Genomic DNA, 13,982 nt, shown 5'->3' on the forward strand with positions numbered 1-13,982 from the left:
CAGCCCCGCGGGCGGCAAAAAACGGCATCATTCGTCCGGATCGGCGGTTTGCGGCGCGCGCACGACCGATTGGGGAAAGGTGATGGAACAGCAGAACCCGTCGCTGCCATCGGTTTCGATATTGGCGGCGTGGCGCGCGGCCATCGCCCGGATCATGCGCCAGCCCAGCGAGTGCGGGCGGTCGGGGCGTGCATCCTCCGGCGTGCCGACCCCATCGTCCCGCACGGTCAGGATCCAGCCCGGATCGGACCCCTCCGTGCGATCGAAGCGGATGGCGATGCGGCCTTTCTTGCGTCCCTCGAACGCGTGTTTGAACGCGTTGGTGATCAATTCGCCGACGATCAGGCCGAAATCGATGGCCGTGCTGCTCACCACCTCCACCGGTTCGCCTGCGACGTCGATGGCGACGGAAAGATTCACACTGGAAAAAGCGTCGCTCGCATGTTTCGCCACGTTTTCGAGCAGGGGGAGCAATTCGATGCGGTCGCTCTGCTGCGCACGCTGCAATTCCTGATGTACGCGCGCGACCGAATGCACCCGCGCCTCCAGTTCCGCCATGGCCTGCTGCGTTTCGGGGGAGGCGGCCTTGCGCTTGCTCATCTGGATGAAGCTGACGATGAGGGCGAGATTATTGCCGGTACGGTGGTGCACCTCGTCGATGAGCAGCTCGCGCTCCGCCATCGCGGCGGCGAGCTCGCGGTTCTGACGCGACAGTTCCGCGATGGGGTCCGCGCTGCCGAGACCGAGCACGGCCTCTGCCGCCGCCGCGGCGCGCCGGGCGATTTCGTTTGCGGGGACGGGCACGAAAAATGTCATCGCCACGCGTGTCCCCTGCGGCGAGGAGGCGATGTCGAAATTGTCGGCGAGCCGCTTCACCCCGCTCAACCCCAGTCCCAGCCCGCGGGTCGCGGCCTTCGTGTCGAGATAGGGGCGCCGTTCGCGCTCGAACGCGGCGGGGTTGTCGATGCCGGTGCCCTGATCGGTGACGCGCACGCCGATTTCGGAACCGCCCGGCTTGGGCGTCGCGGAAAAACGCACCTGCCCGCCGCCCCCGTATTGCAGCGCATTGCGCGAGATTTCGAGCACGGCGGTCACCATGCGGGTCCGTGCAAAGCTTTCGAGGTCGAAGGATTGCGCGACCTTGTCGGCGACCTGCCGGACGCGGGCGATATCGGCCTCCGCGGCGATGCGGACGGTGATGATGTCGATCATTCGCCGACCCTCGCCGGGGTCATGCGGGCCGCGATGATGCTGGCATCGTCGCGGCCGCGCGTGTTTTCGTCGAGCAGGGTCGCGGCGATGATCGGCGCGCTGCGATAGAACAGCGGCCCGCGCCGCTCCAACCCGCGCAGCGTGCTCACCCCGTCCGAATGCATCAGCACGGTCGCATCGGCCGCCATCGCGCATTGCTCGGTATGCGGGGATGCCGCCCGCCCGCCGAGCAGGCCGTCGCGCACCGGGAGCCGCTTGATCGCGCCGCCTTGCACGATCATCGTCGAGATATTGCCGATGCCTGCATAATACAGCGTGCCCTGCGCCCGGTTCAGCGTGACGATCGCGGCCACGGCCCCGCGCGTGCCGACGAGCCCTCGACCCATCGCGGCGAGCAGCGCGGCCGGATCCTCCCCCGGCGTGTCGAGAAACACGCGGCGCGCGGTATCCGCGGCGATGGCGGCCTTCGCCCCATGGCCCAATCCGTCGCACAGCATGTAGATGCTGATCGAGCCGGCCTGCTTCATCGCGATCTGGTCGCCGCATTCCCGTTCGCCGGGAAAGGGGGTGCGCATGCCGGCTTCGTCGCACAGATCGCTCATCGCGGCGGTCTTGGGCACGAACTCGCTCATGATGGCGGTACCCTTGCCCCTGCTGGTCATGATGTCGAAACGGTCGGACAATCGCGCTATGGCGCCAAGTCCGGTTCCGGCGGAATCGCGGGTGGATACCCCGTCCTTCATCATCCGGCCAAGCTTTTCGATGCCCGGCCCGTCGTCGATGCCGATCACGTGCAGCCGCACATGCCCCGCCGCGCCGGTAATGCAGGTCAGCATCCGCCCACCGCCGCCGTGGCGCAGGATGTTCTGCGCGATTTCGGTGGCGACGATGGCGACATGTTCGGTTGCGATCGAGCCGAGCCCCGCCGCGCTCGCATGGCGGCGCGCCCGGCGGCGCGCCTCCGCGACCGTGCTGGGTTCCGCGATCTTGAGCCATTCGCTCATCGTGTGTTCTGTAATCCGGTCATGCGGACAATCGTGCCTGTTTCGCCATGGGTTTCGATCTCGAACTCATGAGACAGCCTTTTGGCTCCACCCAATCCGCGACCGAGGCTGTCGCGCGTCGAAAAACCGTCGGTCATCGCCTGCTTTACATCGGCAATGCCCGGCCCCTCGTCGATGCATTCGATGCCGATCTTGCGATTGCCCGGAAATTCGTAAATCGCGAGCCGCCCGCCCCCGCCGTGCACGATCGCATTGCGGGCGATCTCGCTCACCGCCGTGACGAAGCGCGTCTGCATCAATTCGCGGCATCCGCGCTTTGCCATGGCATCGCCCACCCGTCGGCGGGCGATGGCGACGTCGCGATCGGTGTCGAGATCCAGCAGCGCGATCCTGCGACCGCCCCTGAGTATCATCCGGCGCTATCGTCCGTCAGCCCGTCCTCCCGCATGCGGGCCAGCGCGTGGCTCAGCGTGAGGGCGGTGCGATTGCCGCGGAGATACATGCCGAGTTCCACCAGCGTCATGGCGACCGCGGGGCGCATGCCCACGACATAGGTTTCCGCATCGAGCAATTTCGATATGGACGTCACCTGCGCCAGCACGCGGCCCACGAACGTATCCACGATGTCGAGTTCGGCAATGTCGATCACCACACCGCGCGCGCCTGTATCGGCGATGCGCTGCGACAGGACATCCTGCAGGTCGATGATGTCGCTGTCGGCGATGTCGGCCCGGATCGAGACCAGCAATATCCCCTCGACCGAATAGATGGAGGCGGCGTTCATTTGGCCGTGACGCGGTCGAGCCGCTCGACAGGGCGAATGGCGACGCCCACCGCCGTCAGCGCATCGGTAAGCGCGTTGCGGATCGACGAACGCGTCTTCACCTCGCCCACGTCGACGCCGAGCTGCACCATGGTCTGCGCGATCTTGGGGCTGATCCCGCTCACGATGCATTGCGCGCCCATGAGCCGGACGGCCGCCGCGGTGCGCAGGAGATGCTGCGCGACCTGCGTATCCACGGTCTTGACGCCGGTGATGTCGACGATGACCACCTCCGCCTGCTTGGCCACGATCGCCTCGAGCAGGTTTTCCATCACCTCCTGCGCGCGCAGGCTGTCGAGCGTGCCGATGAGCGGGAGGGTCAGCACCTTGTCCCACAATTCGACGACCGGCGTGGACAGTTCGAGCATCTCGTCGCGCTGGCGTTCGATGACCTGCTCGCGCTCGCGGATGAACACCTCGGTCGTGTAGATGGCAAAGGCATCGATGGCCGTCGTCACGAGCAGGATTTCATTGACCAGCCGGTCCGGCTCCTCTTTCAGCCGTTCCTTGAGCCGCTCGAACAGCGTCGCCTTGAGGCTGAGCACGAGAGCGGCCATTTCGCTCGGCAGGACGCCGCGTTCGACGCGTTCATACGTGATTTCCGACAGAATACCGCGCAGATCGGCCCAGTAATCGTCCTCCAGATCGAAATCGCCGTCACGGTAACCGTCGCGCACGCCCGTGCGGAACGCACGCAGCAGGCTCGCGGCCTGGTCGCGTTCCTCCCGTTCGGAGAACAGGTCGCTGCGCTTGGCGCCGTCCTCGTCGGCCTGTTCGATCCAGTCGGTCAGGACGCCCGTCTCATCGTCCTTCAATATGTCCAGCACGGTTTTCAGATTGGTTTCGGGCATGAAGCGCTTTCGAATGTCCTTGGGGAATATCTGCCTCTTTGATCGTGAAAAACCAGGAGCATGGCAAGCGTCAATGTCATCGTTTGCGGACTAATACCCTCTGGCACGAAACAGATGCGCCGTGATAGGCGGCCGAAGGAAGGGAAGGGCACCCGTCATGAAAAGATCACTCGCCATCACCGCCGTGGCCATGGCCGTAACGGCGCAACCGGCCGCCGCGCGCGACCCTCTCGTGCTTCGCCCCACCGAACCGTGGACGATGAATTATGGCGAGGACAGTTGCCAGCTTGTCCGGATATTCGGGGAGGGCGAGGATGAAACCGCTCTGATGCTCGAACAGTTCGGGCCATCCGAATATGTGCGGATGACGCTCATCGGCGAACATGCCGGGATGGGCGGGATGGGCTATCCCGCCTATCCGATCGACCGGGCCGCGTCGAACGGCAATCAGGTGCCCCGACTTCGCGTGCGGTTCGGTCGGAAAGGCACGTTCTTCACCCCGGAATTCAAGTCGGCCGAACTCGACGACGGGCGTTTCGTCACCATGCTGTCGGCCATGCGGCTGGCACTGGCGGAGCGGTCCGACACCGGGGAGGACGAGACCGCGCCCTATCGCATGCCGGAACTTTCGGTCGAAACATTCGCCGCACTGGATCGCATCGAATTCGATCCCGCCGAGGGGCGCAATCTGATCTTTGGAACCGGGCCGATGGGGGGTGCGGCAAAGGCGATGAATGCCTGCATGGCGGACCTGGTCACGCATTGGGGCCTCGACCTCGAAACGCAGCGTACGCTTCGCCACGGGCCCGTGCCGCGCAGCCCGGTTTCCGGCTGGCTCACCCCGCGCGATTATCCGGAGCAGGCGGTCCTGCATGCGCTTGAGGGGCAAGTCGCCTTTCGCCTGATCGTCGACGAGCAGGGCAAGCCGTCCGCCTGTCATGTTCAGTTCGCGACCGGGCCGGATGACAGCTTCAGTGAGGCGGTATGCGAACGCATCACGCAAGAAGCCGATTTCGAGCCTGCGATCGATGCCGAGGGGCGTCCGGTCCCCAGCTTCTTCACACGGCTCGTGAATTTCCGCTTGCGAACGCGGCGCTGAAACGCGCCAGACCGAGCGTTTTACAAGCGGGGTATCGTACCACGCACGATGCTTCGACCCGATGACTCTTGCCATTTACGCGGGAAAGGGACACAACCGGCGCAAACAGAGCGATAGGGATTTGGAGATTGGGTATGTCGATGACCGCTGCGCGTGAAACTCCGCGGCCACGCGGGCTGGTGCTGTCCATGCTGCTCCTCGTCTATATCTTCAATTTCCTCGACCGGCAGATCCTCGCCATCCTTGCTCCCCCGATTCAGGCCGATCTCGGCCTGTCGGATGGACAGATGGGATTGCTCGGCGGGTTCGCCTTCGCGCTTCTGTATTCCACGCTGGCGGTGCCGCTGGCGTCCGTCGCCGATCGGACCAGCCGCAGCTGGGTCATCACCATAAGCCTCGTGATATGGAGCGGGTTCACCGCCCTGTGCGGATTGGCGCAGGGGTTCTGGCATATTTTTCTCGCCCGGCTCGGCGTCGGGGTGGGGGAGGCGGGCGGCGTCGCGCCGTCCTATGCGATCATCGGCGATTATTTCCCGTCGAACAAACGTGCCTTCGCGCTTGCCATCTATTCCATGGGGATCCCGCTCGGCTCGGCGGCGGGCGTTCTGGTCGGCGGATATATCGCCGCGACGGTGGATTGGCGGCTCGCGTTTTTCGTCGTGGGCATGGCGGGCGTCGTGCTGGCGCCGCTGTTCAAATATGTGGTGAAGGATTTCCCGCGCGCCAACCCGGTGGACGCGGCGGCCAGGCAGACGGCATCGGACAATGCCTCCATCGGCCATGTCGCGCGCATATTGGCGAAGAAACCGTCGTTCTGGTTCCTGGCATTCGGCGCGGCGAGCGGGTCGATGCTGGGCTATGGCATATTGTTCTGGAAACCCAGCCTGCTGCAGCGCAGTTTCGGGCTGTCCCTGCTCGAAACCTCCTATTTCCTCGGCGCGCTGATGCTGATCGGGGGGATTTCCGGCGTGCTGGCGGGCGGGTTCCTTGCCGATCGGCTGGGGCAGGCGAACAAGGCATGGTATGCGCGCCTGCCCGCGCTCGCCTATATTGTCGCGGTGCCGCTGTTTTCGGCCGCGGTGCTGACCGACAATGTCACACTCGCGTTCTTCCTGTTCCTCATTCCGCAGGCGCTGGCCTATATCTGGCTCGGTCCCGTGCTGACCGCGGTGCAGCATCTCGTCATCCCGGCGCAGCGTTCGACGGCATCGGCGCTGTTCCTGCTCATCAACAATTTGCTGGGCCTGGGCGGCGGAATCTATGCCCTGGGCGCGGTGTCCGACCTGTTGACCCCACATTTCGGGACGGAGGCGCTGCGCTGGTCGATGCTCGGCTCGCAATTGCTCTATGTCATCGCGGCGTTATTGATGGTGCTGGCGGCGCGGCGGCTGCCCGGCGACTGGGTGGCCGAGGTCGAGCCCGACATGGAGAAGACAGCATGATCGGTTTCAACTGGGACGACCCGTTCGACCTTGCCGGCCAATTGCGCGAGGACGAGCGCATGATCGCCGATGCCGCCCGCGGGTTCGCGCAAGGTGAATTGCAGCCGCGCGTGATCGCCGCCTATCGCGAGGAGCGCGATGCCCCCGAACTGTTTCCCCTGATGGGCGAGGCGGGCCTGCTCGGCGTAACGCTGCCGGAGGAATATGGCGGGGTGGGCGCAAGCTATGTCGCCTACGGTCTCGTCGCGCGGGAGATCGAGCGGGTCGATTCGGGCTATCGTTCCATGGCGTCGGTGCAATCCAGCCTCGTGATCTACCCGATCCACGCCTATGGTTCGGAGGAGCAGCGCCGCAAATATCTGCCCGCGCTCGCCTCGGGGCAGGCGATCGGCTGTTTCGGCCTGACCGAGCCCGATGCCGGATCGGACCCGTCCTCGATGCGGACGTTCGCGCGGCGCGATGGCGACGGCTTTATCCTCGACGGGACGAAAACGTGGATTTCCAACGCCCCGTTCGCCGACGTGTTCGTGGTGTGGGCAAAGTCGGAGGCGCATGACGGCAAGGTCCGCGGCTTCATCCTTGAAAAGGGGATGAAGGGGCTTTCCGCGCCGAAGATCTGTGGAAAGATGAGCCTGCGCGCATCCACCACCGGACAGATCGTGATGGAGGGCGTGCGGGTCGGCGCCGATGCGCTGCTGCCCGAGGTGCAGGGGATGAAGGGGCCGCTGGGCTGTCTCAACCGCGCGCGATACGGGATCAGCTGGGGCGCGATGGGCGCGGCGGAATTCTGTTTTCATGCCGCGCGGCAATATGGCCTCGATCGCAAGCAGTTCGGCAGGCCGCTCGCCGCGACGCAGCTCTACCAGAAGAAGCTCGCCGAGATGATGAGCGACATCGCCTTCGGGTTGCAGGCCAGCCTGCGCGTCGGCAGGTTGATGGACGAACATCGTTTCGCCCCCGAAATGGTGTCGATGGTGAAGCGCAACAATGTCGGCAAGGCGCTCGATATCGCGCGCATGGCCCGCGACATGCACGGCGGCAACGGCATTTCGGAGGAGTATCAGGTCATCCGTCACATGATGAACCTGGAGACGGTGAACACCTATGAAGGGGCGCACGACGTGCACGCGCTGATCCTCGGCCATGCGATCACGGGGTTGTCCGCGTTCTGAACCGTTTGTGGGGCGGCGTCCTTCGCACGGCGGAGGGGCTTGTCCTCATTGCTATATCGGGTATGTTCCTCCAAACGCCTGAACATACAGGCTGGCGGAGAAGCCGATGCATATTCACCACGTTTTGGAGCGTGCGGATCATTCCGCTTTTCGCGATGATCGCCGCGGTGATGGGCGATCGGGCGGCCATGGTGTGGTTGTGCGGGGGATCGGGTGCGGTCCATGTCCATATTGCGTTGCTGAATATACGGTATGGGGCGGGCGCGTGGTATGAGCGGCGCCGGAATCGAAACCCGTACGATCCCGCCCGGCCGCCGCCTGTGCTACGGCTTCGGCGCCGTGGCGACCGGGGTGAAGAACGCGGCCTTCTCCACCTATCTCCTCCTGTTCTACAATCAGGTCGTCGGCGTGCCCGCCCTCGTCGTATCGACCGCGATCGCGCTCACCCTGTTGCTCGATGCGGTGGCGGATCCGTTCATCGGGCGCTGGTCCGACGTGACGCAGTCGCGGATCGGTCGGCGCCATCCGTTCATCTTCGGCTCCGCCTTGCCGACGGCGTTTTTCTTCGTCGTGGCATGGTTTCCGCCCGATGGCCTGACCGACATGCAGATGGGCGTGTGGATCTTCGCCCTCGCCGCATTGACCCGCATTTCGATCAGCGCGTTCGAGATACCGGCCACCGCGATGAACCCCGAATTGACCGACGAATATGCGGAACGCACGCGATTGTTCTCACTCCGCTACTGATTCGGATATGTCGGTACGTTCGGTTTCGCGGGCTTCAGCCTCGCCGTGTTCTTCGTCGCGACGCCGCAATTTCCGACGGGGCAGCTCAATCCCGCAGGCTATGTTCGTTTCGCGATCAGCGGCGGGGTGCTGATCTTCGCCGCGATACTGATCTGTGGGTTCGGCACGAAGGGGCAGGTGCGCCACATGCGGCAGGCCGACACGCCGCAGCACAAGGCCACAGCGAAGGATCACGTGCGGGAAATGGCATCCGCGTTCGGACATTGCGCCTTTCTCGCCATTTTCGGGTTCGGCGTGTGCAAATATACCGCGATCGGGCTGTATAGCGCGTCCACCTTGTATTTCAGCACCTATGTCTTCGACCTGACCGCTCCGCAGATTGCGTTGCTGACGCTGGAATCGCTCGTATCGGCGACATTGGCGGCGCCGCTCGCGCCCCGGTTCTCGCGCTGGTGGGGCAAGCGCAACACGTCGATGATCATGGCGATTGCCGGGATAAGCCGCGGAATTTCACCGCTGGCGCTGACCTATCTGGGGCTGTTCTTGCCACCGGGGGATCCGCTTCTTTTGCCCACGCTGTTCGCCATCGGCGCAGTCTATGGCGCGATGATCGCGATCTCACTCATCAATACGAGCTCCATGCTTGCCGACGTGGTGGAGGATCATGCCGTGCGCACCGGAAAACATGCCGCCGGCGTCTTCTTTTCCGCGTCCAGCTTCATGCAGCAATGTTCGACCGGGCTGGGCATTTTCGTCGCCGGGCTGGTGCTCAACGCGTCGGGCTTTCCGGAGAAGGTCATGCTCGGCGACGTCACCCGCGCGATGGAGCAGAGCCTGCTCATCCATTACATCCCGACCTCGCTCAGCCTGTGGGTCGTGGGCTGCCTGTTCCTGCTGTTCTATCCCATTACGGAGGAACGCCATTTGCGGAACGTCGCCCGGCTGCGCGCGACGGCTGCCGCCGCGCGGCTCAACCCGACGGCGGATCGGCGAACATGCCTGCATACAGGCTCCACGCGTAATATTTCACCGCCTCTGCCGGTTCGTCGAAACGCGCGGCCCATACCCGCGCCTCATACGCGGAATTGAGCGTGGACATGATAAGCTGGCTCGCGATGAGCGGGTCGATCGCCCGCACCGAACCATCCGTAATCCCGTCGATCAACATGCCCGCAAACCGCCGCGCGAGCCGGTTGGAACGCAGCACGACATCCTCCCGCTCGGCCTCCGGCAGGCTGGACAAGGCGGTGGTGCGCAAAAGCGGCATGTCGTCGAAGAATTGCAGGTCGATCAGTTCGGCCAGCGTGTTGCACAGCCGGACCCAGTAATCGCCGTCGCTGCGGATACCCGCCATCTGCACCGCCGACATGCGGTCGTAGCTGCGGGCAAAGCAGCTCGACACCAGATCGTCCTTCGCGTTGTGATGGTGGTAGAAACTGCCCTTCGTCACGTTCAGCGATTGCGCGATGCGGTTGACCGACGCCCCGCGATAGCCGCGCTGATTGATGAGCGTGGTTGCCGCGCGCAGAAACTCGTCGAGCGTTTGCGGATCCTCGTTCGCGGCGGAGCGCCATTGTGTGCCGAGCGGGCGGGGCGCCCATTCGCTGCCTCTACCGGCAAGCCCATGCTCCAGAATATCGAACCAGCGTTCCTCCACCCGATCGAAATCGCGGGTGGAATAGCGCGTCGACCAAACCGGCCACCAGAACACAGCCTCCAGCAAGGTGTGCGCGCGTGCCGTATTCAACAGCTTCATCTCGCGATCGTCGACCGGTCCGAAGAAATCGCGCACCGTGTTGCGCACGCGCCGGTAATGATCGAGCAGCGGTTTCTGCGCCTCGTCCTCCAGCGTGCGAATTTCGGCGAGCACGGTGACGAGCCCGCGCTCGCCTTCGCGGATCCGGCGGCGCAGCGCGATATGGGCGTGGAGGAAATGGCGGACCCGCGCGCGCGGATCGGGCTGCGCCAGCGCCTCTTTCGCCATCTGTTCCAGCAGATCGAGCGTCGCTTCGTACACCGCGGTGACGAGCCGTTCCTTGCGCCCGAAATAATAGGTGATGCTCGTCGCGTTCAGCCCGACCGCCTGCGCCACGTCGGAAAAGGTCATGCCCTTCACGCCAACATCGTTGATGAGAGTGGACGCGGCGTGGATCACGTCCTGCCGTTTTCTGCCAAATCGTTCGGTTTCCGCGGTGCTCATCGTCCGACCCTTCGTATCCCGCCATCCGGGCCGCGCCGTCCCTAGAGCAGCCCGCCCGATTCTGCCAGTCCCCTGCTTCGAAACTGGCGGAATTGACAGGAGCCAGGCGGTCACATGACTTCGAAAAGGCCTGCTGCACCCATGCCGCCGCCCACGCACATCGTCACGACCACATAACGAACATCGCGCCGCCGCCCCTCGATCAGCGCATGACCGACACAGCGTGCGCCGGTCATGCCGAACGGGTGACCGATGGAGATCGATCCGCCGTTGACGTTCAGCCTGTCATCCGGAATGCCGAGCCGGTCGCGGCAATAAAGCACCTGCACCGCGAAAGCCTCGTTCAGTTCCCAAAGCCCGATATCCCCGACCGAAAGCCCGAACTGCTTGAGCAGCTTGGGCACGGCAAACACGGGACCGATGCCCATCTCGTCCGGTTCGGTCCCCGCGACCGCCATGCCGACATAGCGGCCGAGCGGTTCGAGACCGCGTGCCTTCGCGACCTTCGCCTCCATCAATACGGCGGCGGACGAACCATCGGAAAGCTGGCTTGCATTGCCGGCGGTGATCGTGTGGCCCTCGCCCATGACCGGGGCCAGCTTGGCCAACCCTTCGAGCGTGGTGTTCGGACGGTTGCAATCGTCCATGGCGATCGTCACGTCCTGCTGCGTGACGTCGCCGGTTTCCTTGTCCTTCACGTTCATGCGGGTGGAGACGGGCACGATTTCGGCGTCGAGCCGGCCTGCCTGCTGCGCCGCGGCCGTGCGTTGCTGCGACTGCAGCGCATATTCGTCCTGCGCCTCGCGGCTGATGCCGTAGCGTTTGGCGACAACCTCGGCGGTGCCGATCATGGGCATGTAGGCCGCCGGGTGCATCGCGATCAGCCCGTCATCCGGCACGATATTGGTGTCGCCCGCGCGCAGGGCCGACACCGATTCTACGCCGCCGGCGACGCATATGTCCATGCGATCGACGATGATCTGCTTGGCCGCGGTGGCGATCGTCATCAGGCCCGATGCGCATTGCCGGTCCATCGTCATGCCCGCGACACCCACCGGCAGCCCCGCGCGCAAAGCGACCAGCCGGGCGAGATTGGGCGCCTGTTGCCCCTGCTGCATCGCCGCACCGATCAGCACGTCGTCCACCTCGCCCCCGTCGATGCGGGCGCGTTCCACCGCCGCGGCAACCGAAAGACTGCCGAGTTCGACCGCATGGGTGGCATTGAACGCGCCGCGCATCGCCTTGGCGAGCGGGGTTCGTGCAGTCGATACGATAACGGCGTCGCGCATGGCGTGGTCCTCTTGCATTATGGATAAGGTGTTTTCAGGTGGTTGCGGGCCTGCGCCGCCATCGCGCCGCAGACCCGCATCGGGTCAGAACGTGACCTTCGCCCCCAGCTTGTATGTGCGCCCAAGCGCATTGCCGATGAACGGATCGTAGCTGTATTCGAGCCGGGCCGCCGAAGGATCCTCGTCGAGGATATTTTCCACGCCGGCGGTGAACCGCACATTCGCCCGCGCAATCGGCACGGTCAGATTGGCGAAGATATCGTGTTTGGAAAACGAATCCACGGTGCGGCCGAAATCGGTGGGTCCGAATTCGGGCGTCTGCGTGCAGGGCCCGTCGTCGGGACAGCGATTGTCATCCACCCCGTCGATGAAGGTGAAATTATAACTCAGCCCGAACGCCCCCATGCGCGCATTGACGAAGGCGCTGGCCCGCCAGGGCGATACGGTGCCGGGATCGCGGTTGTAATTGGCAAAGCCGCTGGCCTCGTAGCCTGTGTCGAAGAGCAGGCCCTGATACTCGAAATCGGTAAAGCTGTATTCGAGGACATGGGTGGCATTCGCGCCGAAGGACAGGTCGATCCCGGCGACGGGACGGCTGTAACCGATGCTGAAATCGAGACCGCGCGTCGTGACATCGGGTCCGTTCACGGTCTGTGTGCGGATGCGCGAAATATCGTTCGCCACCGTATTGGCGTCGCATATGCCCCCGGTAAAGGTGATGAATTGCGCAAACGGGCTGTCGCAATTTACGGCTTGCGTGCCGTCGCTGACCGAACTGTTCGATATTGCGCTGGCGATCGCCTGCACCGGGAGCAGGGCGAAACGCCCCTCGAATTCATAGGTCCAGTAATCGACGCTGAAGTTGAAGCCGCGATAATCGATCAGCGCACCGACACTGTAGGTGAGCGCGGTTTCCGGCTCCAGTTCCGGATTGCCGACCGTATCGGTCGCCTTGAACGCGCCGCCTGCCGCATCGATACCCTCGACAAAGCTCGTGCCCGCCGGGCTGATGTCGGCGGCGAGCGGACCGCGGAAGGTGGTGCCGACCGACCCGCGAAACGACAGCCAGTCGGTCGCCTCGAACAGCGCGGACACCTTCGGATTGACCGTGGCGCCCACCGGGTCGCCGTAATCCTCGTACCGGACGGCGCCCACGATCTCGAGCGTGTCGAACGGGTTTACCCGCGCCTCGGCAAACAGGGCATAGACGCTTTGATTGAAGATGGCGGTGGGGAACTGGCCCAGGAAGGTGAACGGTCCGGTCGGGAAATTATTGTCGTTCGGATCGTCGAGGCAGGAAAAATCCCCCTCGATCGCGCAGGGCGCCTGCGTCGGGTTGGAAAAGCGGTTGATGCCGCGGCTCACGAACTCGGTCTTGCGATATTGCCCGCCGAACGCATAGCCGACGGGAAGGCCGACAAGCTCCGTCTCGCCATTGAAGACGAGATCGACGATGAACTGCTCCTCCGATTCATTGCTGCCGCTGGGCTGGCGCAGATAATCGAGAAGGGCAGGATCGTTTTCCAGCCCCGGAACATAGGCCGGGTTGTCGAGGCCGAGCGCGGGATTGCCCGGCGCGCTGTTGATGAAGGGATTGAAATAGAGGCATCCGTTCTCACCCGGCGTCGTGCCGGTGCAATCCGGACCGCCAAAGCCGTTCAACGCGTCCTGTAGCCGCCCGCCGAGGAAATCGAGGCTGAAGGCGGTGCGCTCGCTTCTGATGAACGTGCCATAGAGCGAGCCTGCGAAATTGGGCGTGAAATCCTTCTCCAGCCCTGTGGAAATGCGATAGGCATCGCTCTTCGCCTGGCCGAAACCGGAGCCGCGCGGATCGGTCGGATTGCCGCCCAGTGCAAAGGGCCGGCCGAGCAGGATCGCGGCATAGCCGGCAAAGGCGGTCGGGCTGCCTTCGGGAAACGTTTGATCCAAGAAGGTCTGGAACCCTGGGTTCGACCGCGGGACGAAGAACGCCTGCGTGCTACCGGGGCCGCGCGGGCCTTGTGTGGGCGGGTAGCTCGGCGAATAGCCGATGCTCGGCAATTCGGTGCGCGACCATAGCGCCGTACCCATCCGGTGAGCCCCGCCTTGTCCGGCGGGTGAACGACCGGTCTTAAGGGCGCTCGTATGAGCGAGCTTAGGAGCG

General features: G+C 64.2%; 11 protein-coding genes and 1 pseudogene. 4 read left to right on the forward strand and 8 right to left on the reverse strand.

Going from position 1 to position 13,982, the window contains the following annotated elements:
• Nucleotides 1–27: 27 nt before the first annotated feature.
• Genes K4G67_RS05410 through K4G67_RS05430 form a run of 5 tightly spaced genes read right to left on the reverse strand, consistent with a single transcriptional unit; the run spans nucleotide 28 to nucleotide 3,890 of the window.
• Nucleotides 28–1,212, reverse strand: coding sequence for a sensor histidine kinase (locus K4G67_RS05410; RefSeq protein WP_239805354.1), 1,185 nt, complete (start codon nucleotides 1,210–1,212; stop codon nucleotides 28–30).
• Complete coding sequence (locus tag K4G67_RS05415) at nucleotides 1,209–2,216, reverse strand: ATP-binding protein (RefSeq protein WP_239805355.1); 1,008 nt, start codon at nucleotides 2,214–2,216, stop codon at nucleotides 1,209–1,211. Before K4G67_RS05415 ends, K4G67_RS05410 begins: the two co-directional genes overlap by 4 nt.
• Complete coding sequence (locus K4G67_RS05420) at nucleotides 2,213–2,629, reverse strand: ATP-binding protein (protein WP_239805356.1); 417 nt, start codon at nucleotides 2,627–2,629, stop codon at nucleotides 2,213–2,215. Before K4G67_RS05420 ends, K4G67_RS05415 begins: the two co-directional genes overlap by 4 nt.
• Nucleotides 2,626–3,000: an STAS domain-containing protein gene (locus K4G67_RS05425; protein ID WP_239805357.1), complete on the reverse strand. Its 375-nt coding sequence runs from the start codon at nucleotides 2,998–3,000 to the stop codon at nucleotides 2,626–2,628. Before K4G67_RS05425 ends, K4G67_RS05420 begins: the two co-directional genes overlap by 4 nt.
• Nucleotides 2,997–3,890 (reverse strand): STAS domain-containing protein, encoded by an 894-nt coding sequence (locus K4G67_RS05430; protein WP_239805358.1) that lies wholly within the window; start codon nucleotides 3,888–3,890, stop codon nucleotides 2,997–2,999. The genes K4G67_RS05425 and K4G67_RS05430 overlap by 4 nt, the downstream gene beginning before the upstream one ends.
• Nucleotides 3,891–4,047: 157 nt before the next feature.
• Between K4G67_RS05430 and K4G67_RS05435 the strand changes: the two genes are divergently transcribed.
• From K4G67_RS05435 to K4G67_RS05450, 4 genes and pseudogenes are all read left to right on the forward strand, one after another.
• On the forward strand, nucleotides 4,048–4,989 hold the full coding sequence (locus K4G67_RS05435; RefSeq protein ID WP_239805359.1) for an energy transducer TonB: 942 nt from the start codon (nucleotides 4,048–4,050) through the stop codon (nucleotides 4,987–4,989).
• A gap of 134 nt (nucleotides 4,990–5,123) precedes the next feature.
• Nucleotides 5,124–6,431, forward strand: a complete 1,308-nt coding sequence (locus tag K4G67_RS05440; RefSeq protein ID WP_239805360.1) for a spinster family MFS transporter — start codon at nucleotides 5,124–5,126, stop codon at nucleotides 6,429–6,431.
• The gene (locus tag K4G67_RS05445; RefSeq protein WP_239805361.1) at nucleotides 6,428–7,603 is read left to right on the forward strand and encodes an acyl-CoA dehydrogenase; all 1,176 of its coding nucleotides are present in this window, start codon (nucleotides 6,428–6,430) and stop codon (nucleotides 7,601–7,603) included. The genes K4G67_RS05440 and K4G67_RS05445 overlap by 4 nt, the downstream gene beginning before the upstream one ends.
• A 270-nt stretch (nucleotides 7,604–7,873) precedes the next feature.
• A pseudogene (locus K4G67_RS05450) lies at nucleotides 7,874–9,439 on the forward strand (MFS transporter).
• Here the strand turns inward: K4G67_RS05450 and K4G67_RS05455 are convergent.
• The 3 genes from K4G67_RS05455 to K4G67_RS05465 form a co-directional block, all read right to left on the reverse strand.
• Entirely contained in the window at nucleotides 9,321–10,550 is a 1,230-nt protein-coding gene (locus K4G67_RS05455; RefSeq protein WP_239805362.1) for a TetR/AcrR family transcriptional regulator, read from the reverse strand. The pseudogene K4G67_RS05450 and the gene K4G67_RS05455 sit on opposite strands and share 119 nt — an antisense overlap.
• 110 nt (nucleotides 10,551–10,660) lie before the next feature.
• Nucleotides 10,661–11,839 (reverse strand): acetyl-CoA C-acyltransferase, encoded by a 1,179-nt coding sequence (locus K4G67_RS05460; RefSeq protein ID WP_239805363.1) that lies wholly within the window; start codon nucleotides 11,837–11,839, stop codon nucleotides 10,661–10,663.
• A gap of 84 nt (nucleotides 11,840–11,923) precedes the next feature.
• Nucleotides 11,924–13,982, reverse strand: a 2,059-nt coding sequence (locus tag K4G67_RS05465) for a TonB-dependent receptor domain-containing protein (RefSeq protein WP_239805364.1), incomplete at its 5' end; no start/stop codon positions are given.

The sequence above is a fragment of the Croceicoccus hydrothermalis genome, assembly GCF_022378335.1.
Taxonomy (GTDB): domain Bacteria; phylum Pseudomonadota; class Alphaproteobacteria; order Sphingomonadales; family Sphingomonadaceae; genus Croceicoccus; species Croceicoccus hydrothermalis.

Coding starts and splice junctions, on each gene's coding strand:
- K4G67_RS05410 (WP_239805354.1), bottom strand. CDS start 1,212: ATGATCGACATCATCACCGTCCGCATCGCCGCGGAGGCCGATATCGCC.
- K4G67_RS05415 (WP_239805355.1), bottom strand. CDS start 2,216: ATGAGCGAATGGCTCAAGATCGCGGAACCCAGCACGGTCGCGGAGGCG.
- K4G67_RS05420 (WP_239805356.1), bottom strand. CDS start 2,629: ATGATACTCAGGGGCGGTCGCAGGATCGCGCTGCTGGATCTCGACACC.
- K4G67_RS05425 (WP_239805357.1), bottom strand. CDS start 3,000: ATGAACGCCGCCTCCATCTATTCGGTCGAGGGGATATTGCTGGTCTCG.
- K4G67_RS05430 (WP_239805358.1), bottom strand. CDS start 3,890: ATGCCCGAAACCAATCTGAAAACCGTGCTGGACATATTGAAGGACGAT.
- K4G67_RS05435 (WP_239805359.1), top strand. CDS start 4,048: ATGAAAAGATCACTCGCCATCACCGCCGTGGCCATGGCCGTAACGGCG.
- K4G67_RS05440 (WP_239805360.1), top strand. CDS start 5,124: ATGTCGATGACCGCTGCGCGTGAAACTCCGCGGCCACGCGGGCTGGTG.
- K4G67_RS05445 (WP_239805361.1), top strand. CDS start 6,428: ATGATCGGTTTCAACTGGGACGACCCGTTCGACCTTGCCGGCCAATTG.
- K4G67_RS05455 (WP_239805362.1), bottom strand. CDS start 10,550: ATGAGCACCGCGGAAACCGAACGATTTGGCAGAAAACGGCAGGACGTG.
- K4G67_RS05460 (WP_239805363.1), bottom strand. CDS start 11,839: ATGCGCGACGCCGTTATCGTATCGACTGCACGAACCCCGCTCGCCAAG.